The 19,750-nt window shown below is 66.9% G+C and carries 15 protein-coding genes; 6 read left to right on the top strand and 9 right to left on the bottom strand.

Translation table 11 applies throughout. The features are described 5' to 3' along the window. The first annotated feature begins 7 nt into the window (after positions 1 to 7). The gene (locus tag AC1VXD_RS06335; RefSeq protein ID WP_482991352.1) at positions 8 to 583 is read left to right on the top strand and encodes a relaxation protein; all 576 of its coding nucleotides are present in this window, start codon (positions 8 to 10) and stop codon (positions 581 to 583) included. 21 nt (positions 584 to 604) lie between these two features. Here AC1VXD_RS06335 and clpB read toward each other — a convergent pair whose 3' ends face one another. Further along, positions 605 to 3,190 carry an ATP-dependent chaperone ClpB gene (gene clpB / locus AC1VXD_RS06340; RefSeq protein WP_482991353.1) on the bottom strand — a complete coding sequence of 862 codons (2,586 nt, stop codon included), beginning with the start codon at positions 3,188 to 3,190 and terminating at the stop codon, positions 605 to 607. Between the two features lie 184 nt (positions 3,191 to 3,374). After that, positions 3,375 to 4,019, bottom strand: a complete 645-nt coding sequence (locus tag AC1VXD_RS06345; RefSeq protein ID WP_482991354.1) for a DUF3014 domain-containing protein — start codon at positions 4,017 to 4,019, stop codon at positions 3,375 to 3,377. A 341-nt stretch (positions 4,020 to 4,360) separates the two neighbouring features. Here AC1VXD_RS06345 and AC1VXD_RS06350 point away from each other — a divergent pair, with 341 nt between their 5' ends. Continuing rightward, complete coding sequence (locus tag AC1VXD_RS06350) at positions 4,361 to 5,071, top strand: glutathione S-transferase (protein ID WP_482991355.1); 711 nt, start codon at positions 4,361 to 4,363, stop codon at positions 5,069 to 5,071. Positions 5,072 to 5,087: 16 nt separating this feature from the next. Here the strand turns inward: AC1VXD_RS06350 and AC1VXD_RS06355 are convergent, their stop codons facing one another. The 4 genes from AC1VXD_RS06355 to AC1VXD_RS06370 form a co-directional block, all read right to left on the bottom strand. Next, positions 5,088 to 6,695, bottom strand: a complete 1,608-nt coding sequence (locus tag AC1VXD_RS06355; protein ID WP_482991356.1) for a SulP family inorganic anion transporter — start codon at positions 6,693 to 6,695, stop codon at positions 5,088 to 5,090. Between the two features lie 626 nt (positions 6,696 to 7,321). Continuing rightward, positions 7,322 to 9,040, bottom strand: a complete 1,719-nt coding sequence (locus AC1VXD_RS06360) for a thiamine pyrophosphate-dependent enzyme (RefSeq protein ID WP_482991357.1) — start codon at positions 9,038 to 9,040, stop codon at positions 7,322 to 7,324. A gap of 110 nt (positions 9,041 to 9,150) precedes the next feature. Beyond that, positions 9,151 to 10,008, bottom strand: coding sequence for an XAC2610-related protein (locus AC1VXD_RS06365; RefSeq protein WP_482991358.1), 858 nt, complete (start codon positions 10,006 to 10,008; stop codon positions 9,151 to 9,153). 35 nt (positions 10,009 to 10,043) lie between these two features. Beyond that, entirely contained in the window at positions 10,044 to 10,520 is a 477-nt protein-coding gene (locus AC1VXD_RS06370) for a DUF3574 domain-containing protein (protein WP_482991359.1), read from the bottom strand. A 243-nt stretch (positions 10,521 to 10,763) separates the two neighbouring features. Between AC1VXD_RS06370 and AC1VXD_RS06375 the strand changes: the two genes are divergently transcribed. The 4 genes from AC1VXD_RS06375 to otsA all read left to right on the top strand — a co-directional run bounded on the left by AC1VXD_RS06375 (position 10,764) and on the right by otsA (position 17,414). Then, a complete protein-coding gene (locus tag AC1VXD_RS06375) occupies positions 10,764 to 13,208 on the top strand; it encodes a TonB-dependent receptor plug domain-containing protein (protein ID WP_482991360.1) in 2,445 nt (814 codons plus the stop codon). Positions 13,209 to 13,473: 265 nt separating this feature from the next. Further along, the gene (gene otsB, locus AC1VXD_RS06380) at positions 13,474 to 14,232 is read left to right on the top strand and encodes a trehalose-phosphatase (protein ID WP_482991361.1); all 759 of its coding nucleotides are present in this window, start codon (positions 13,474 to 13,476) and stop codon (positions 14,230 to 14,232) included. Between the two features lie 39 nt (positions 14,233 to 14,271). Next, a complete protein-coding gene (locus AC1VXD_RS06385; RefSeq protein ID WP_482991362.1) occupies positions 14,272 to 16,053 on the top strand; it encodes a glycoside hydrolase family 15 protein in 1,782 nt (593 codons plus the stop codon). Beyond that, on the top strand, positions 16,050 to 17,414 hold the full coding sequence (gene otsA, locus AC1VXD_RS06390) for an alpha,alpha-trehalose-phosphate synthase (UDP-forming) (protein WP_482991363.1): 1,365 nt from the start codon (positions 16,050 to 16,052) through the stop codon (positions 17,412 to 17,414). The genes AC1VXD_RS06385 and otsA overlap by 4 nt, the downstream gene beginning before the upstream one ends. A gap of 29 nt (positions 17,415 to 17,443) precedes the next feature. Here the strand turns inward: otsA and AC1VXD_RS06395 are convergent, their stop codons facing one another. The 3 genes from AC1VXD_RS06395 to rluD form a co-directional block, all read right to left on the bottom strand. Then, positions 17,444 to 17,830, bottom strand: coding sequence for a thiol-disulfide oxidoreductase DCC family protein (locus AC1VXD_RS06395; RefSeq protein WP_482991364.1), 387 nt, complete (start codon positions 17,828 to 17,830; stop codon positions 17,444 to 17,446). A gap of 71 nt (positions 17,831 to 17,901) precedes the next feature. Then, the gene (gene pgeF / locus AC1VXD_RS06400) at positions 17,902 to 18,669 is read right to left on the bottom strand and encodes a peptidoglycan editing factor PgeF (RefSeq protein WP_482991365.1); all 768 of its coding nucleotides are present in this window, start codon (positions 18,667 to 18,669) and stop codon (positions 17,902 to 17,904) included. Next, positions 18,669 to 19,658, bottom strand: a complete 990-nt coding sequence (rluD, locus tag AC1VXD_RS06405) for a 23S rRNA pseudouridine(1911/1915/1917) synthase RluD (RefSeq protein ID WP_482991366.1) — start codon at positions 19,656 to 19,658, stop codon at positions 18,669 to 18,671. The genes pgeF and rluD overlap by 1 nt, the downstream gene beginning before the upstream one ends. Between the last annotated feature and the right edge of the window lie 92 nt (positions 19,659 to 19,750).

Below are 19,750 nucleotides of genomic sequence, written 5' to 3' on the forward strand. Positions count from 1 at the left end.
CACCCTCATGGATGAACGCGAACTGGAAGATCTGATCAGCAAGACCGCCTTGCTGATGGAGCGCTACCAGCGGATGTGCACGGACATGGGCCAGCAGCAATCGCAGCTGGCGGCCGCGTTGAATGGGCTTGCACAATCACTGCCTGCGCAGTTCAGAGCCAGCGCCGATGCTGCCGTGGCTGGGTTGAGCCGGGACAGCACAGCGGCCGTCAAGCAGGCATTGCTCGCGCCGGTAAGCGCCTATGAGCAGCAACTGGCGGCATCGACCAAGGGCGTGGGCCGCAGCACCGAAGCACTGGCTGCGGAAGTGAAGCGCTTGCAACTTGCGTCGCGCAGCGTCGTCTGGAAGACCGTGGCCACGGCCGCGACTGCCGTGGCGATCCTGCTCGGGGGTGCCGCGTGGCTGGGCGGTCAGTATCGCGCGGAGATCGAGCGCAACCAGGTCGAGGCCGCACTACTGCGTGCCTACAACCGCGCCGACGTGGTGCTGTGCGGAAAAGAACAGCTCTGCGCCAACGTCGACACCCGCAGCAAAGGCATCGGCGAGGACGGGCGCTACCGGCAGATTCGTCCCCGCCCGTAGACGGGGACGAACGCAACCGCGTCACGCCTTGGCGAACACCAGGTGGCCGCCGTCGTTGCCGACCTCGATGGTATCGCCGTTGACGAAGGCCCCCGAGAGGATCTTCTGTGCCAGCGGGTTCTCCAGCTGTGCCTGGATCGCACGCTTCAGCGGCCGCGCGCCATACACCGGATCGAAACCGACGTTGCCGAGCAGGTCGAACGCTGCATCGGACACCGCCAGCTTCAAGCCACGCTCGGCCAGGCGCCGCTCCAGGCCACGCATCTGGATGCGGGCAATCTGCTTGATCTGCTGCTTGTCCAGCGGGTGGAACACCACGATGTCGTCCAGGCGGTTGATGAATTCAGGACGGAAGTGCGCCTGCACCACGCCCATCACCGCGGCCTTCATCTGCGTGTAGGCTTCCGGGCTGTCATCGCTGCCCATGTCCTGGATCTGGTGCGAGCCCAGGTTTGAAGTCATCACGATGACGGTGTTGCGGAAGTCCACAGTGCGGCCCTGGCCATCGGTCAGGCGGCCATCGTCCAGCACCTGCAGCAGGATGTTGAACACATCCGGGTGGGCCTTTTCCACCTCGTCCAGCAGGATCAGCGAGTACGGGCGACGGCGCACGGCCTCGGTCAGGTAGCCACCTTCCTCGTAGCCCACGTAACCCGGGGGCGCACCGATCAGGCGGGCGACGCTGTGCTTTTCCATGAACTCGCTCATGTCGATGCGGATCATCGCATCGGCACTGTCGAACAGGAATTCGGCCAGCGACTTGCACAGCTCGGTCTTGCCCACACCAGTCGGGCCGAGGAACAGGAACGAGCCGCCCGGGCGATTCGGGTCGGACAGCCCGGCGCGCGAACGGCGCACCGCATCGGAGACGACCTTGATCGCTTCTTCCTGGCCGACCACGCGGTTGTGCAGCACGTCTTCCATGCGCAGCAGCTTGTCGCGCTCGCCTTCCAGCATCTTGTTGACCGGGATGCCGGTCCAGCGCGACACGACCTCGGCGATCTCCTCGTCGGTGACCTTGTCCTGCACCAGCTTGAAGTCGTTGGCATCCAGTTCCTGCGCAGCGGCCAGCTGCTTTTCCAGCTGCGGCAGCAGGCCGTACTGGATCTCGCTCATGCGGGCGAAATCCTGCCGGCGCTGCGCAGCTTCCAGATCGAGCTTCGCCTGCTCGACCTGTTCCTTGATCCTGGTCGCGCCCTGCAGCGCAGCCTTCTCCGACTTCCAGACTTCATTGAGGTCGGAGAACTCGCGCTCCAGGCCCTCGATGTCATTTTCCAGATCAGCAAGGCGCTGCCGCGAGGCATCATCCTTTTCCTTCTTCAGCATCTCGCGCTGGATCTTCAGCTGGATCACACGGCGTTCCAGGCGGTCCAGTTCCTCCGGCTTGGAGTCGATCTCCATGCGCAGGCGCGAGGCGGCCTCGTCCATCAGGTCGATGGCCTTGTCGGGCAGCTGGCGATCGGTGATGTAGCGGTTGGACAGCGTGGCGGCGGCAACGATGGCCGGATCGGTGATCTCCACGCCGTGGTGCACCGCGTACTTTTCCTTCAGGCCGCGCAGGATCGCGATGGTGTCCTCCACCGACGGCTCACCCACGAACACCTTCTGGAAGCGACGCTCGAGTGCAGCATCCTTTTCGATGTACTTGCGGTACTCGTCCAGCGTGGTGGCACCCACGCAGTGCAGCTCGCCACGGGCCAGCGCCGGCTTGAGCATGTTGCCCGCATCCATCGCGCCATCGGCCTTGCCCGCACCGACCATGGTGTGCAGCTCGTCGATGAACAGGATGATCTGCCCTTCGCTCTTGGCCAGGTCGTTGAGCACGCCTTTCAGGCGCTCTTCGAACTCACCGCGGAATTTGGCGCCGGCGATCAGCGCGCCCATGTCCAGCGACAGCACGCGCTTGCCGCGCAGGCCCTCGGGCACTTCGTCGTTGATGATGCGCTGGGCCAGGCCTTCGACAATGGCGGTCTTGCCCACGCCGGGTTCGCCGATCAGCACCGGGTTGTTCTTGGTGCGGCGCTGCAGGACCTGGATGGTGCGACGGATTTCCTCATCGCGGCCAATCACCGGGTCGAGCTTGCCGCTCTCGGCGCGCGCGGTCAGGTCGATGGTGTACTTCTCCAGCGCTTGCCGCTGTTCTTCGGCGTTTTCCGACTGCACGTTCTCGCCGCCACGCAGCTTGTCGATGGCGGTCTGCAGGCGCGCCTTGTCGGCGCCGGCGGCGCGCAGCGCCATGCCCAGCGTGCCGCTGTCTTCCAGCGCAGCCAGCACGAACCACTCGCTGGCGATGAAGGCATCGCCGTTCTGCTGGGCCAGCTTGTCGGTGTGGTTGAGCAGGCGTCCGAGGTCATTGCCCATCGACACGTTGCCGGCCTGGCCGGACACCTTCGGCAGCGCATCCAGCGCCTCGGCCAGGCGCTCGCGCAGCACCGGCACGTTCACGCCGGCCTGGGCCAGCAGCGGGCGCGTGCTGCCGCCCTGCTGGTCCAGCAGCGCGCTGAACAGGTGAACCGGTTCGATGATGCTGTTGTCGCGGCCCACGGCCAGCGACTGCGCGTCGGCCAGCGCCTGCTGGAAACGCGAAGTAAGCTTGTCCATTCGCATGGCGAATCCTCATCGGTCATCAGTGCCGGCCGCGCCGGCGATGCAGGGAAGATGCGGTTGCCCCACCCGGTTTCAAGGGTGGCTGCGACTGGGCATCCGAGCCGTTCAAGCAGCATCCAGCATGACCGATGGGGTGTTGGCGGAGCGTTGATCTGGATCAGACGCCCCGGCGACCCGCATGCGGCTAGCGGGTGATCGCCCCGCGGATGGCGCGCAGCTGCTGCTTGACCAGCTTTTGCTGGTCCGCATTCAGCCGCAGCAGGGCCTTCTGCCCCACCGAGCGCGACTGCAGATCCGGGTCGGCAAAGCGGTAGCGGCCCCGCTCATCACGCACCACCGCCAGCGGACGCGCCGGCTCCGGGGTCTGCAACAGATGATCGATTACCGCCACCAGGCGGTCGTTGAAGTAGCCCTGCGGCCGCCCGAGGTCGACGTAGGCCTGCTGGATGAGTGGGTAGAAGCGCCTGTACGCCGCACCCGTTGCAGCAGGATCGAGCGCGGTGAACGCCTGGACGTAGGGTACATAGCGGGCCGCGTTGCCTGCGGCGATCTGCTCGCCATTCTCACCGGCTTCCACCTGCAGGCTGCCGGGCAGCGGCCGCGTGGCCAGCGCAGACGGCGGCACGCTGGTCTTGTCCAGGTTGTCCACGTGGGTGACCAGACGTTGGATCAGGTGGTCACGCAGCAGCACGGCCAGTCCACCTTCGCCATTGAACAGGCCGCTCAGTGCGGTCCATGCTGCGGTATCGCTGTCTTCCATCGTCGGCAGCGCAGGGTCGGCTGCAGCGTCGGTGTCCAGCGGATGCTGGATGGCGGCTGTCGACGACACGGGTTCAGCGGCGGGCGCTGCAGGTGGCGCAGCGGTCGAGGGCTGTGCAGCCTGCGTTGGCACCTCCACTTGATCCGCCAGACCCTGCCACTGATCGCGGAACAACCACGCCCCCGCACCGCCTACCACCACTACGCCCAATACCCAGGGCCACACTGCCTTTCCACTCTTCTGCATGATGCAGCACCTCGTTTTTCACGTGCACGATCCGAGTATGACCCGCTTCACCGCAGGCGGTTCCCCCGCTGTTTGGCCTGCGTTGTGCTTGGCATGAACGCCATGCTCACGCCTGCTTTGCGGGCGACACGCGAGGCTGCAGGAAATTCCTTGCGGAGATCGACATGCACTACGCCCTGTATTACTGGACCGGCATCCAGGGCCGTGGCGAGTTCGTACGTCTGGCATTGGAAGATGCCGGTGCCGCGTACGAAGACATGGCACGCCTCCACGGCGATGCGGTGATGGAGCCGTTCCTGCAGGGCAAGGCAGACGGCGGCCAACCCTTCGCACCGCCGTTCCTGAAAGCCGGGCGGCAGGTGATCGCACAGGTCGCGGCGATCCTGGATTTCCTCGGCCCCACGCTGGATCTGGTGCCGCAGGCTGCTTCACGGCGGATGCAGGCCCTGCAGCTGCAGTTGACGATTGCCGACCTCGTCGCCGAAGTACACGACACCCATCATCCGATTGCCGCATCGAAGTATTACGAGGACCAGAAAGCCGAGGCTCGGGCGCGCGCCACGGCGATGCGCGGCGAGCGCCTACCGAAATTCCTTGGCTATTTTGAACAGGTGATCGAAGCCAATGGTGGCCGCCACCCGCTGCGCGAGCATTCCTATGTGGATCTCTCGCTGTTCCAGCTGCTGAGCGGGCTGGATTACATGTTCCCGAAGCGGATGCAGGCCTTGTCGCCCACCCTGCCCCTGCTGCGGGCGCTGCAGGAGCGGGTGGCGAAGCGGCCGAACATCGCGGCGTACCTGGCCTCGGAGCGGCGGCTGGCATTCAACACCAACGGCATCTTCCGCCATTACCCCGAACTGGACGGGGCCACCTGACGCCCGCCATGGCCCCTCAATGTCCGGCGTCAGCCAACGGCTGCACCGGCTGCTTCTGCAGCGACAGCAGCCCCAGCAGTACGGCCAGCGCCACGTAGGCACCCGTGAACTGCCAGCTGATGATGCGCGCCAGACCCTGCAGATCCCACGGCAGGTAGATGCCACCGCGCGGGTCGACCGAGTGGATCAGGCCGAACAGGGTCAGCACCGCCGCCACCAGCAGGAAGCCGCAGGCGCGGCGCAGGCGGCCATCGACCATCGCCGACACCGTGGCGATCCACAGCATCGAGGTGATGATGAAGCCGTTGCCCAGCGCGAAGATCACCGCCAGTTCCGGCAGGCCGTGGCCATCGACGTGGGTCAGCAGCGCGCCCATCTGATCGGCGGGAATCCAGCCCGGCGCCTTGATGGCCAGCAGGTACGCCGCCGATGGCAGGAAGCCCAGCACCATCGCACCGGCATGCTGGCGCGGGGTGGCCTGGAAGGCCTGGGTGGTGATGTCGATGGACACGTAGACGATGATCGGCGCCAGCACCGCCAGCGGCAGCCACTGCACCAGCCCGGAGATGATGCCGAGCATGCCGCCGATGCCGACGAACAGGCCGGTCAGCAGCGTGTAGCCGCTGCGCGCGCCCATGTGCTTGTACGCCGGCTGGCCGATGTACGGCGTGGTCTGGGCGACGCCGCCACAGACGCCGGCCACCAGCGTGGCCACCGCTTCCACCAGCAGGATGTCGCGGGTACGGTAGTCATCGCCGGCCGCGCGCGCGCTCTCGGATACGTTGATGCCACCGACCACCATCAGCAGGCCGAACGGCAGCAGCAGCGGCAGGTAGGTCATCGCCGTCGGCAGGCCGTCGATGAAGCCCAGCGTGGGTAGCGGCAGCACCACCTGCGGCGGCACCCAGGCCGGCACCTGGAAGCCCGGCACGCCCAGCCCCGCCAGGCCGAGGCCGTAGTAGAGGACGGTACCAAACACGAAGGCCAGCAGCACGCCCGGGCCACGAATCGGCAGCTTGCCCTTGGCGATCAGCACGTACAGCAGCAGGCCCAGGGTGGTGAAACCGACCAGCGGCGAACGCAGGGTTTCCAGCAGCGGCAGCAGGCCCATCAGCACCAGGGCGATGCCGGCGATGGAGCCCAGCAGCGCCGCACGCGGCAGTGCGCGGGTCACCGCTTCCCCGAAGAAGGACAGGATCAACTTCAGCATGCCCATGATGACCAGCGCTGCCATGCCCAGCTGCCAGGTGGCGATGGCCGCAGCGTGCGGGTCCATGCCCTGCTGCTTGAAGGCGACGAAGGCCGGGCCAAGCACCAGCAAAGCCATGCCGATGCTGGTCGGCGCGTCCAGGCCCAGCGGCATGGCGGTGACATCATCGCGGCCGGTACGCGCGGCCAAGCGGCGCGCCATCAGGGTGTAGAGCAGGTTGCCGACCAGCACACCGAAGGCGGTGCCGGGAAACATGCGGCCAAACACCACGTCGGCGGGGAACTGGAACATTCCGATGAGGGCCATGGCGATGAAGCCAAGGATGGAGAGGTTGTCGACGACCAGGCCGAAGAAGCCATTGAAATCGCCGGCGACGAACCAGCGGCGTGGTGCGGCGGGAGCGGGAGCGGACATGGAAGGGGCGATGGCGGTGGGGACCGCCGATGGTAGGCCCAGCGGGGCCCGGGCGCCAATTCCGTCGTGGAATGATGGCTTCCAGCCAACGGCGGCGCCCCTCGTGGCTGGGTCTCGAACGGCGAACTCCGGACTGGGCCGGGCGGGATGGGCTGCGCAGGACACGCCGTAAACCCGTCCCTGGGGGGCTCGATGGCGCCATCCATGGCGCCAACGGTCCTGCGCAGCACACCCCGCCCGGTCCCTGACAGTTTCCTGCGCGTGCCAGCCACGGAAGAGAATCAAAAGATCAAAGGCAGGCTCTCGTTTTAGAGCCGAGCATGGCTCGGCTCCACAGAAGATCACTCCGATCATCCTTTCGATATCCACGCATGGCGTGGATCCACCGTGTCGACCAAGGTCGACACCTACCAGAGCAGAATGCCGTTCCGACAGATCGCGGGAAACTGTCGAAGGCGAGGTGGGTCCGGTTGAGGGGGCGTGAGCCGCATGGATGCGGCGACCGAGCTTACAGGGACGTACTTGCAGCGTCCCCCTCAACCGGACCCACCCCGCCAACCCACGGATAGCCCGCTTTTGACGTCGACGTTGATTCGGCAGGTGCAGGGCGCAGCCCTGCATCCCCCTTACTTCTTCAGGAAGTTGTCCACCAGCAGGTGCTTCACATCATCGAAGCGGCCATTCAACACCGCCTTGGCCGCATACAACGCCGTGCCCGCCACCTGCTTGGCTTCGATCTGCGGCGGCATCACCAGCTCCGCGCGGCTGGTATGCACATCCAGCAGCGCCGGGCCGCGCTGGGCCAGGAAGTCCAGCACCGCTTCCTCCAGGTCCTCGCTGCGGGTCACTGTACGGCCGTGGAAACCAATCACCTCGGCCAGGCGACCAAAATCGGGATTCTTCAGGTCGGTGTAGTTGTCCAGCAGGCCCTCCACCTTCTGTTCCAGCTCGACGAAATTCAGCGAGCCGTTGTTGAAGACCACCACCTTGATCGGCAGGTTTTCCTGCACCGCGGTCAGCAGATCGCCCAGCAGCATCGCCAGGCCACCATCGCCGGACAGCGAAATCACCTGGCGACCGGGGAAAGCCTTCTGCAGGCCCAGTGCCTGCGGCATCGCATTGGCCATCGTGCCGTGCAGCAGGCTGGTCAGGGTGCGGCGGCGGCCGTTCACCCGGATATGGCGCAGCACCCAGACCATCGGCGAGCCACCATCTGCGGTGAACAACGCATCGTCGCTGGCGTGCTTCGACAGCAGCGCCGTCAGGTGCTGCGGATGGATCAGCTCGCCTTCGCCGGGCTGTTCTTCCTGCTCGCGCTTCTGCAGCGCCTTGTCGCGGTGGGTGATGCACTCGTCGAGGAAGGTGCTGTCCTCGCGCGGCGGCAGCAGCGGCAGCAGTGCATCCAGCGTCGGTGCGATATCACCGACCACGCCCAGATTGACCGGGTGGCGGCGGCCCAGATGACTGCCATCGCGGTCGACCTGGATGATCGTCGCCTTGTCCGGGTAGAACTGGCCCCAGGCGAAGTCGGCGCCGAGCAGCAGCAGCGTGTCGCACTCCATCAGCGTGTGGAAGCCCGATTCGATGCCGAAGATGCCGGTCATGCCCATGTTGTAGGGGTTGTCCGGTTCGACGAAATCCTTGGCCCGCGACGTGTGCGCTACCGGCGCCTGCAGACGCCGGGCAAGTTCCAGCAGCTGCGCATGCCCGCCCTGGCAGCCGGCGCCGGCATAGATGCCGATGCGCTTGCCCTGGCCCAGCAGCTCGGCGATGCGCTGCAGTTCCGCATCGGAGGGGCGCAGCACCGGCTGGGTGTAGTGCACCGAGAACGGCACATCGTGCTTCACCTCGGCCTCGCTGATATCCGCCGGCAGGATGACCACCGCCACACCGCGGCGGCTGATGGCCGCCTGGCAAGCCAATGCCACCACGCGCCGCGCCTGCTCGGGGCTGTGCACCTGCTCGCAGAACACCGTGCAGCTGCCATACACCGCCTTGAAATCCACTTCCTGCGGGAATTCCATGCCCAGTTCGCTGGTGACGATCTGGCTGGCGATCAGCACCATCGGCGCACGGTTGCGGTTGCTTTCGAAGATCCCGTTGATGAAGTGCAGGCCACCGGGCCCGCAGGAACCGGCGCAGGCGGTCAGCTGTCCACTCACCAGGGAATCGGCACCGGCGGCAAAGGCAGCCACCTCTTCGTGGCGCACGTGCACCCATTCGATGTCGCTGCGATGCATCGCATCGGTCACGTGGTTCAAGGTATCGCCCACGATGCCGTAACAGCGGCGGACACCCGCCTGCTGGAGGGTGTCGATGACGATCTCTGCAACGCGCTTGCTCATGGGGGCACAGCCGGTTCGGGGGAGATACCCGAGGCTAGACCCGGCCAGGTGATGCCCCCGTGGGCAAGAAGCCGACCGCCTTGTTGAGCAAACTGCGGACCGGCGACACGTCAATCGTTGACGTTGATCCAGCCCTCGATCGCGCCCCGCTTCGGATTGCGATAGCGCAGCTTCATCCAGCCGTCCTGCGCATCCAGCATCTCCACGCGATCGCCCTGCACCAGGTAGCGCTTGGTGCTTGCCGCACCGGGCCGGTCGAACAGGAACAGGCGCGCCGGCCCCACCGTGGCCTGCTGGCCGCGCAGCGGTTCGCCACTGGCGGGCGCGCTCAGCCCATCGGCGATGGCACTTTCCAGCACGTGGCCGGATCCATCGTACGTACGCCATACCGCCAGCGGCCCCTGCTCGTCGGTCTGCTCCCACTGCAGGGCGGCATCGAGCGCATCGCCCAGCCGCAGCACGTCTTCGGAGCGGTACAGATACAACTTCGTACCGTCGAACCGATACTGATCCGTGTACCACATCGGTCCACTGCGGCAGCTGCTGGTCAGGGTGCGCGAGGCGGCGTCGACGGTCAGGCCCATCAGGCCGCCGCAGTTGTCATGCCCGTGTGTCTCGGCCTGCAGTGCGCGAAAACCGCCGCTGGCCGGGTCGAACCGATACACCGCCACCGCTTCGTTGACCATGCCGACCGGCGCCCGCGCCACCAGCTCGGGACGCCCATCGAAATCAACATCCTCGGCCGACAGCCGGGAATTGCCGTCGGCATCGGGGGCGCCCGGCAGGCTCAGCCGTCTGCCCGAGGGCAGAAGCTGCACGTCGATGCTGCCGTCCTCGGTGACCTCAGCCTGCACGCGGATGCCGGGCGAAGCTTCAAAGCGGAGCGGCGCATCGCTGTCATCGGCGTGCGCCAGCGGCACCATCGGGCCCGCCAGCAGCAGGCCAACCACGATTTCACTGTGTTTCATGGTCACTCCTGCGGCGCCACGCTGGCGCCTCCAGGTCAGAACGATACGTCAACCGCCTGCCGCGACCACAGCACCGACTGGTGCTTGGTCTGCTGCTTCCACGCCAGGCGTATCGCTTCGATGTCGGCGCGGCGCTGCGGGCTGTCTTCGTGCAGCACCACCAGCACCTTGGTGCGCAGGCGGTTGGGCGAGGCATCGCCGCGGAACAGCCACTGGCCGTAGGCATCGAACACAGTCAGGCCATCGGGGAAGCGCGGGGTCACCTCCTTGTCCAGGAACGCGCGCCACTGCGCCTCGCTGATGGTGTCGGCCTGCGGACGGTCGCCGCCCCCCTGCTCCTCGCCCACGCCGAAGTAAAGCTCGCTGCGCACCCAGCCCGTGCCGTTGGACGGCCGCGCGGCATCGCCCTGCATCTCGGCGGTGGCGGCATGGGCGCTGGGTGTCTTCGAGGACAGGCTGGCGCAGCCGCTGGTGGCCAGCAGCACGGCAAAGATCAGGCCAAGGTGTTTCATGGGGGACAGCACTCCGGGGAAGGGGTAAAAGCAGGTCGAAGGGGCACGGAGGGTACACCTGCGTTTCGGTTGCGGCTGCAACCAATAACTCATGCCGCAGGGGCTTCAGCTGATGCGATCGGAAGCGGGGCTTGCGTCACACCCCCTCCTCACGCCAAGATAATATATCGCTTCATCCGGATGGATGTAAGTGAAACCATCTCTCCCCCGCCCCTTCCCCACGTCGTCGTTGCCGGAGTCTGCATGTCCCCCCGCCTGTCCGCGTCGCCGCTCGGCCTCGCCATCGCGCTCGCCCTGCCCCCCGCCCTGGCCTCTGCCCAGGCCTCTGCCCAGGATGCTGCCACCAACCTGGACACGGTGATCGTCACCGGTACCCGCGCCGCCGACCGCACCGTGCTCGAATCCACCTCGCCGGTGGACGTGCTCACCGCCGAGGACATCCGCAAGGCCGGCGTGGTCAACGGCGAGCTGGGCAGTGCGCTGCAGGCCCTGCTGCCGTCGTTCAACTTCCCGCGCCAGTCCAACTCCGGCGGTGCCGACCACGTGCGTGCCGCGCAGCTGCGCGGCCTGTCGCCTGACCAGGTGCTGGTGCTGGTGAACGGCAAGCGCCGCCACCACACCGCGCTGGTCAACACCGACAGCAAGATCGGCAAGGGCACCACCCCGGTCGACTTCAACTCGATCCCGGTCAGCGCCATCAAGCGCATCGAAGTGCTGCGCGATGGCGCCGGCGCGCTGTACGGCTCCGATGCGGTGGCCGGCGTGATCAACGTGATCCTGGACAACGGCGGCGACGGCGGCGAGATCGAAGCCAGCTACGGTGCCAACCACACCGACCTCAAGCCGATCGGCCGCACCCTCACCGATGGCCAGGCCGGCAACATCAGCGCCAAGGTTGGCACCTCGCTGGGCGAGGATGGTGGTTTCCTGCGCGTGGGCCTGGAATACAAGAAGCGCAACGGCACCAACCGCGCCGGCTACGACCTGATCCCGCCGTGGGACCAGACCGAAGCCAATCTGGCGCTGCAGGGCCAGCGCAACTACGTGCTCGGCGATGGCGCCAGCAAGGACATCAACCTGTGGCTGAACACCGAGATCGCGGTGGGCAAGACCGCCACGTTCTATGCCTTCGGCACCTTCAACCAGCGCGATACCGAAGGCGCGAACTACTTCCGCTACCCCGACAGCGACGCCAACTGGAAGGAGGTGTACCCGAACGGTTACCGCCCGATTTCCGAAGGCGAGAACCGCGACGTGCAGGCCGTGGCCGGCGTGCGCGGCCAGTGGGGCGAGTGGAGCTATGACGGCAGCGTGGACTACGGTCAGAACGACTTCACCTACCGCCTGCGCGATTCGATCAACGCTTCGCTCGGCCCGACCAGCCCGACCCGTTTCAAGACCGCTGATTACCAGTACGCGCAGACCGTGGGCAACCTCGACCTGAGCCGCGTGTTCTCACAGAGCGACAGCATCACCCACACCCTGGGCCTGGGCGCGGAAGTGCGCCATGAGCGCTACCAGACCCGTCCGGGTGATCCGTCCAGCTACGCGGCCGGCCCGTACACCGATCGCCCGACCGGCTCGCAGGCCGGTGGCGGCCTGACCCCGCAGGATGCTGCGTCGCTGGCACGTGACGTGGCCAGTGCCTATGCCAGCCTGGCCAGCCAGTTCGGCGACCACTTCTCCACCGACCTGGCCGCACGCTACGAGCACAGCGACGACTTCGGTGGCGAGCTGACCGGCAAGCTGGGCCTGCGCTACGAGTTCACCCCGGCCTTCGCCCTGCGCGGTGCCATCTCCAACAATTTCCGCGCGCCGTCGCTGGCGCAGATCGGCTACGAATCCACCTCCACCGGCTACAACGCCGCCGGCCAGCTGGTGCAGGGCCGCCTGCTGTCGGTCAACAACCCGATCGCCCGCGGCCTCGGCGCGCAGGACCTGAAGCCGGAGAAGTCGCTGAACACTTCGCTGGGCTTCACCAGCCGCATCGGGGAGCACTTCGACCTGTCGCTGGACTTCTTCCAGATCGACATCGACGACCGCATCGCGCTGTCGGAAAGCATCACCGGCGATGCACTGACCGACTTCGTGGCCGCCAACTACGGCGTCACCGGCCTGCAGAGCGCCAGCTTCTTCGTCAACGCCGCCGACACCCGCACCCGCGGTGCCGAGCTGGTGACCAACTGGCGCCAGGCGCTGGGCGATGGACAGCTGCTGCTGACCGGCACCTACGCCTACACCAGGACAACGCTGAAGAACGTGCTGGCCACCCCGGCCCAGCTGCGGGCGCTGGACGCGGACTACGTGCTGTTCGGCATCGAAGAAACCAACACGCTGACCGACGCGACCCCGCGTACCCGTGCCAGCCTGTCGGCCGCCTGGAGCAACGACCACTGGTCGCTGAGCAGCCGCGTGAACCGCTACGGCAGTGCCACCCGCGTGTTCAACTTCGGTGATGGCTACATCCCGCGCCAGACCTACCAGGCGGAGTGGCAGCTGGATGCCGAAGTGGAATACCGCTTCAACAAGCAGTGGAGCGTGGCCATCGGCGGGCAGAACCTGACGGACAACTATCCGGACAAGTCCAACGAGGACATCTACTACTACGGCAACCTGCCGTACGACGTGCTGTCGCCGATCGGCAGCAACGGCGCGTACTACTACGGCCGCGTGCGTTACACGTTTTGACCGCCCTCGGTGGGTGCGGGCCGTTGGCCCGCACTGCCTTCGGCGCCGACCAACGGTCGGCACCTACCGATATCATGGTCGCTGCGAAACCCACCTCCTCGGGTGGGTGCGGACCGTTGGTCCGCACTGCCCCTTCGTGCCGACCAAGGGTCGGCACCCACCGGTTGGCAGTGGTCGGCACCCACCGAACGATGATCGGCATCCCCGACGAGTTGTCGCCCCGCCTCGACCTGCCCTACACGCCGCTGCTGGCAAGCTGGTCGGTATGGCTGAATCGCTCCCCCTGCGTCCGCCACCGCCATTGCTGGACGACGCCTGTGCGCTGTTCCTCGATGTCGACGGCACCCTCATAGAATTCGCTGCGCGCCCGGATGCCGTGCAGCTCCTGCCGGATGTGCGTGAAGCCATCGGCCGTATCAGTGATCGCCTCGAAGGCGCAGTGGCTCTCGTCAGTGGCCGCCCACTGGAACAGCTGGACCAGCTGTTCGCCCCCCTGCAGCTGCCGGCCGCTGGCCTGCACGGCCACGAGCTGCGTGCCCAGGACGGGCGCGTGCTGCGTGAAGAACAGGACGACGACACGGCCGAATGGCTGCATGCCCTGCACCAGCAGGCCATGCGCTTCGCCCATGGTTACCCCGGCGTGCTGGTGGAGGAAAAAGGCGCTGGCCTGGCCCTGCACTGGCGCGGCGCACCGGATGCCGGCAAGGAGGTACGCACCTTTGCCGAAAGGCATGCCCGCGGCCGGCCAAGCTATCGGCTGCAACCCGGCGATCACGTGATTGAATTCGTGCCCGTCGGCACCGACAAGGGCCGCGCCGTGCGCCGGCTGATGCAGTACCTGCCCTTCCGTGGCCGCCTGCCCGTATTCCTTGGAGATGACCTCACCGATGAGTTCGGCTTCGAGGCCGCCAACGGACAGCACGGCTGGAGCGTGCTGATCGGCGAACGTGAACCCAGCGCGGCGGTGTTCGCACTGCCCGACATACGCAGCGTGCACGCCTGGCTGCGTGAGAATGCGTACTGACCCGGCCACCCCACGGCCGCAACCGAGATGTACCGCGTGATGACCCAACCCGATCTTGATCTGGGCGTGGTCGGCAACGGCAGCTTCGGCGCCCTGATCGACAAACATGCCCGCGTTGTCTGGAGCTGCCTGCCCACCTTCGACGGCGATCCCACCTTCTGTGCCCTGCTCGGTCCCAACCAGCAGACCGGCGGCGACTTCGCCATCGAGCTGGAAGACTTCGCCCGCAGCGAGCAGGAATACCTGACCAACACCGCGATCCTGCGCACCGTGCTGCACGACAGCCACGGCGGTTCGCTGGAAATCCTCGATTTCGCCCCGCGCTGGCGACAGAACGACCGCTTCTACCGTCCGGTCAGCCTGATCCGCCAGGTACGTCCACTAACCGGCAGCCCGCGCATCACCGTGCTGGCGCGTCCTTTGGCCGACTGGGGCGCACGCGTGCCCGAATCGACCTGGGGCAGCAACCACGTGCGCTGGATCCTGCCCGAGCACGTGCTGCGGCTGACCACCGACGTGCCCGTACGCATGGTGCGCGAAGGCCTGCCGTTCGTGCTCAACCACCCCGTCCACCTGATCCTGGGCGTGGATGAATCGCTCAACCGCTCCATCAGCGGCTACGTGCAGGAAGCCTTCCAGCGCACCGCCAATTACTGGCGCGAATGGGTGCGCTACCTGTCCATTCCGCTGGAATGGCAGGACGCAGTCATCCGCAGCGCGATCACTTTGAAGCTGTGCCAGTACGAGGACAGCGGCGCGATCATCGCGGCGATGACCACTTCCATTCCCGAGGCACCCGGCAGCGTGCGCAACTGGGATTACCGCTACTGCTGGCTGCGTGATGCGGCATTCGTGGTGCGTGCGCTGAACCGCCTCGGCGCCACCCGCACGATGGAACAGTTCCTCGGCTACATCTTCAACCTCGCCACCACCGATGGCACGTTGCAGCCGCTGTACGGCATCGGCTTCGAGGCCAAGCTGGACGAGGACGAAGTGCCCAGCCTGTCCGGCTACCGCGGCATGGGCCCGGTTCGCCGCGGCAACCTGGCCTGGGTGCAGCGCCAGCACGATGTCTACGGCAGCGTGGTGCTGGCATCGACCCAACTGTTCTTCGACCGTCGCCTGCAGGATCCGGGCGATGCGCATACCTTCGCGCGCCTGGAGCCGCTGGGTGAGCAGGCCTTCGCCCTGCACGACGTGCCCGATGCCGGCCTGTGGGAATTCCGCGGCCGCACCGAAGTGCACACCTACACCAGCGCGATGTGCTGGGCGGCCTGTGACCGCCTGTGCAAGATCGCCGTTCGCCTCAAGCTCGACGACCGCGCGAACTACTGGCGCGAGCGTGCCGACACCATCCACGCACGCATCATGGAAAAGGCGTGGAGCGAAGAGCTCGGCCACTTCACCGATACCTTCGATGGCCACCGCCTGGATGCCTCGTTGCTGCTGCTGGCCGACATCGGCTTCATCGATGCGCTGGACGCGCGTTTCATAGCCACCGTCGAAGCCATCGGCCGCGATCTCAAGCACGGCAATTCGCTGTACCGCTACGTGGCGCCGGATGATTTCGGCGAACCGGAAACCAGCTTCACCATCTGCACGTTCTGGTACATCGACGCACTGGCAGCGATCGGCCGCATGGACGAAGCGCGCGAGATGTTCGAGCTGCTGCTGAAGCAGCGCAACCATCTGGGCCTGCTCTCCGAGGATCTGGCCTTCGATGGTGGCGAAGCGTGGGGCAACTTCCCGCAGACCTACTCGCACGTCGGCCTGATCACCGCCGCCATGCGCCTGTCGCGTTCCTGGCAGGAGGCCTCGTGAGCCGCCTGGTGGTTGTCTCCAACCGGGTCGCCGTGCCCGGTGAAAGCCGCGCCGGCGGCCTCGCCGTGGGCCTGCTGGCCGCACTGAAGGAGCGCGGCGGGATGTGGTTCGGCTGGAGCGGCAAGAACGCGAAGGATGCCAGCGGCACGCTGCACCAGCAGAAGGACGGTGACATCGAGTACGTCACCATGGACCTGGCCAAGCGTGATGTGGATGGCTACTACAACGGCTTCTCCAACCGCACGCTGTGGCCGCTGCTGCACTTCCGGCTGGACCTGGTCGACTACGACCGCGGCACCCGCGAGACCTACCACAAGGTCAATGCGCTGTTTGCCGACAAGCTCGCGCCGCTGCTGCGCGAGGACGACATCGTCTGGATCCACGATTACCACCTGATTCCATTGGGCGCGATGCTGCGTGAGCGCGGCATCGGCTGCAGGATCGGCTTCTTCCTGCACATCCCGATGCCGTCGGCGGACCTGCTGCAGGCCATGCCCGACCACCTGCGGCTGTTCTCCTCGCTGTATGCCTACGACCTGGTCGGCTTCCAGACCCAGCGCGATGCCGACCGTTTCCAGACCTACCTGCGCCTGTTCGGCGGTGGCCGCGTGCTGGACGACGGCCGGCTGGAAGCCCCGGGCGGCCGCCGCTTCCGCGCGGCCGCCTTCCCGATCGGCATCGATACCGACCTGATTGCCCGCCAGGCCGCCACGGCAGCGACCAAGTCCTCGGTGAAGAACCTGCGCAGCAGCCTGCGCGACCGCCAGCTCGCCATCGGCGTGGACCGTCTGGACTATTCCAAGGGCCTGCCCGAACGCTTCCAGGGCTTCGAGCGCTACCTGGAGCGGCACCCCGACCAGCGGGGCTCGCTGACCTACCTGCAGATCGCCCCGGTCTCACGCGGCGATGTCACCGAGTACCGGCAGCTGCGCAGCCAGCTGGAACAGATCGCCGGGCACATCAACGGCGGCCATGCCGAGCCCGACTGGACGCCGCTGCGCTACGTCAACCAGAACTTCACCCACGCCACGCTGACCGGTTTCTACCGCGCTGCGGCAGTGGGTCTGGTGACCCCGCTGCGTGATGGCATGAACCTGGTGGCCAAGGAATACGTGGCCTCGCAGGACCCGGAAAATCCCGGCGTGCTGGTGCTGTCATTGCTGGCCGGTGCGGCCGATGAACTGAAGCAGGCACTGCTGGTGAACCCGCACGACCTGGACGGCGTGGCCGACGCCATCGCCACCGCGGCCACGATGTCGCTGCGCCGGCGCCAGGAACGCTGGCACGCGATGATGGACCACCTGCGCACGTACGACATCAACCACTGGCGGCGCAGCTACCTCCAAGTCCTGGAAGGATAACGGACCCGCCGGGCATGGCCTGGCGGCGGTCAATCGAGAAAGCGCGCGGCCTGTTCCGGGCTGGGCAGGTAACAGGCGTCATGCCGTCCAAACCAGCGGTAGCGGTTGCGCGCCAGCGCGCGGTAGGCCACGTCGCGCCAGGCGCGCGGCAACAGGCGCAGAACGCCCGCCACGCGCCACAGGCCACCCAGCCCCGTGAGCACGCGCAGGATCGCGTCGGTATCGGTCCACGCGCCCTGCGCGTCCAGCAGCAGGAACGACAGCGGGTCGTTGGGGTCCAGACCGTGGGCGCGCAGCAAGGCACTGCCCTTCGCGCCCTGCATCGCCGCGAAGCGGTAACGCCCCTGCCGGTCGAACCGCAGCAGGAAGCGCACCCAGCGGCTGCACAGCGCACAGACGCCGTCGAAGACGATCACCGCCGTCTGGCTGGGGTCAGATCCCTTTTCGCCAGAAAAGGGCTCTGACCCTACAGGACCGCCAGCCGGCTTCATTCCCTCCACACCAGGGTCGCCATCCGCCCGGTACGGCGGTCGCGACGATGCGAGTACAGGTCCGGGTCGGCCATGGTCGAAACCTTGCCGCCGTGGATGTTGAGCGCATCCAGCCCCGCTGCCTGCAGCCGCTGCCGGGCCAGGGCGAACAGGTCCACTTTCCAGTGCCCTTCACGGGTGGCCACGAAGGCTTCTTCCGCGCCCGGGTCATGGCCGACGAAGGCGTGGTAGACCTCTTCGCCAATCTCATAGTCCTGCGGGCCGGCCGCCGGGCCCAGCCAGGCGCGCAGCTGCGCCGCCGGCGTGTTCATGGCGGCAACGGTGTCTTCCAGCATGCCGTCGGCCAAGCCACGCCAGCCCGCATGCGCCGCACCGATCTCGCTGCCGTCGGCGGCGGCGAACACCACCGGCAGGCAGTCGGCGGTGAGGATGGCCAGCACCACGCCCGGTACCGAGGTCACCGCGGCATCGGCCACCGGCTCGCTGGCCCCAGCCACTGGCGCTGCGTCGAAACGCAGCACGGTGGTGCCATGCACCTGGCGCAGCCAGTGCGGTGCCGACGGCAGGGACAAGCCCTGCTGCAGCAGCTGACGGTTGTGCTCGACATTGGCCGGGGTATCACCATCGGCCGCGTGCCGGTTGCCCAGGTTGAACTGCGCGAACGGCGCCGGCGAGATGCCCGCGCCATGCCGACGCGTGGTCAGCGCGCGGACGCCCTGGGGCGCAGGCCAGTCGGCCTGCAGCAGCGGCAGCGCGGCGTCCATCACCAGCGGTCCCGCTCGCGCTCGGCGAAGGCCGCGCTGTCCTCGCGCAGCACCTTCATCAGGTGCTGCATGTCGGCCGGCACCGGTGCGGTGTTGCGGACCTGCCCGCCGGTGATCGGGTGCACGAACTCCAGGGTCTCGGCGTGCAGGGCCTGGCGCTTGAAACCGCGCAGGGCGGCAACCAGCTCGTCGCTGGCACCCTTCGGCAGCTTCAGGGCGCCGCCGTACAGCGGGTCACCCACGATCGGGTGGCGGATATGCGCCATGTGCACGCGGATCTGGTGGGTGCGCCCGGTTTCCAGGCGGCACTCCAGCGCGGTGTGCGCACGGAAGCGTTCGCGCAGGCGGTAATGGGTGATCGCTTCCTTCCCGTCCTCGCGCACGCCCATCTTCAGGCGGTCGCGCGGGTGGCGGTCGATCGGGGCATCGGCGGTACCGCCGGCCACCAGGGCGCCCATCACGATGGCCAGGTACTGGCGGTGCACGTCACGGGCGGCCAGCTGCTCGACCAGCGCGGTCTGCGCTTCCAGGGTGCGCGCCACGACCATCACGCCGCTGGTGTCCTTGTCCAGGCGGTGCACGATGCCCGCGCGCGGCAGCACCGCCACCGACGGGTCGCGGTACAGCAGCGCGTTGACCAGAGTGCCGCTCTGGTTGCCGGCGCCCGGGTGGACCACCAGGCCGACCGGCTTGTTGATCACCAGCAGGTGCTCGTCCTCGAACAGCACGTCCAGCGGGATGTCCTCCGGCTGGGCGTCGGTCTGGGTTTCCATCACCACTGTCAGGGTGACGACTTCACCACCGCGCAGCGGATCGCGCGGGCGGGCCTGGGCGCCGTCCAGCAGGACATCGCCGGATTTGATCCATTCAGTCAGACGCGAGCGCGAGTATTCGGGGAACAGCTCGGCCACGACCGCGTCGAAACGACGGCCGGCGGAGGTGTCGGGGACGATGGCCTGGCGGGCCGATTCGGAGGATTGTTCAGACATGGCAGGGGGGCATCTTCGAAATTTTGGGGTCCGGTCGACCGGTTTCAGTCGCTGGACAGGACACTAGGCTATCATCGACCCTTCGTATTCCA

Source organism: Stenotrophomonas sp. STEN054, assembly GCF_056854535.1.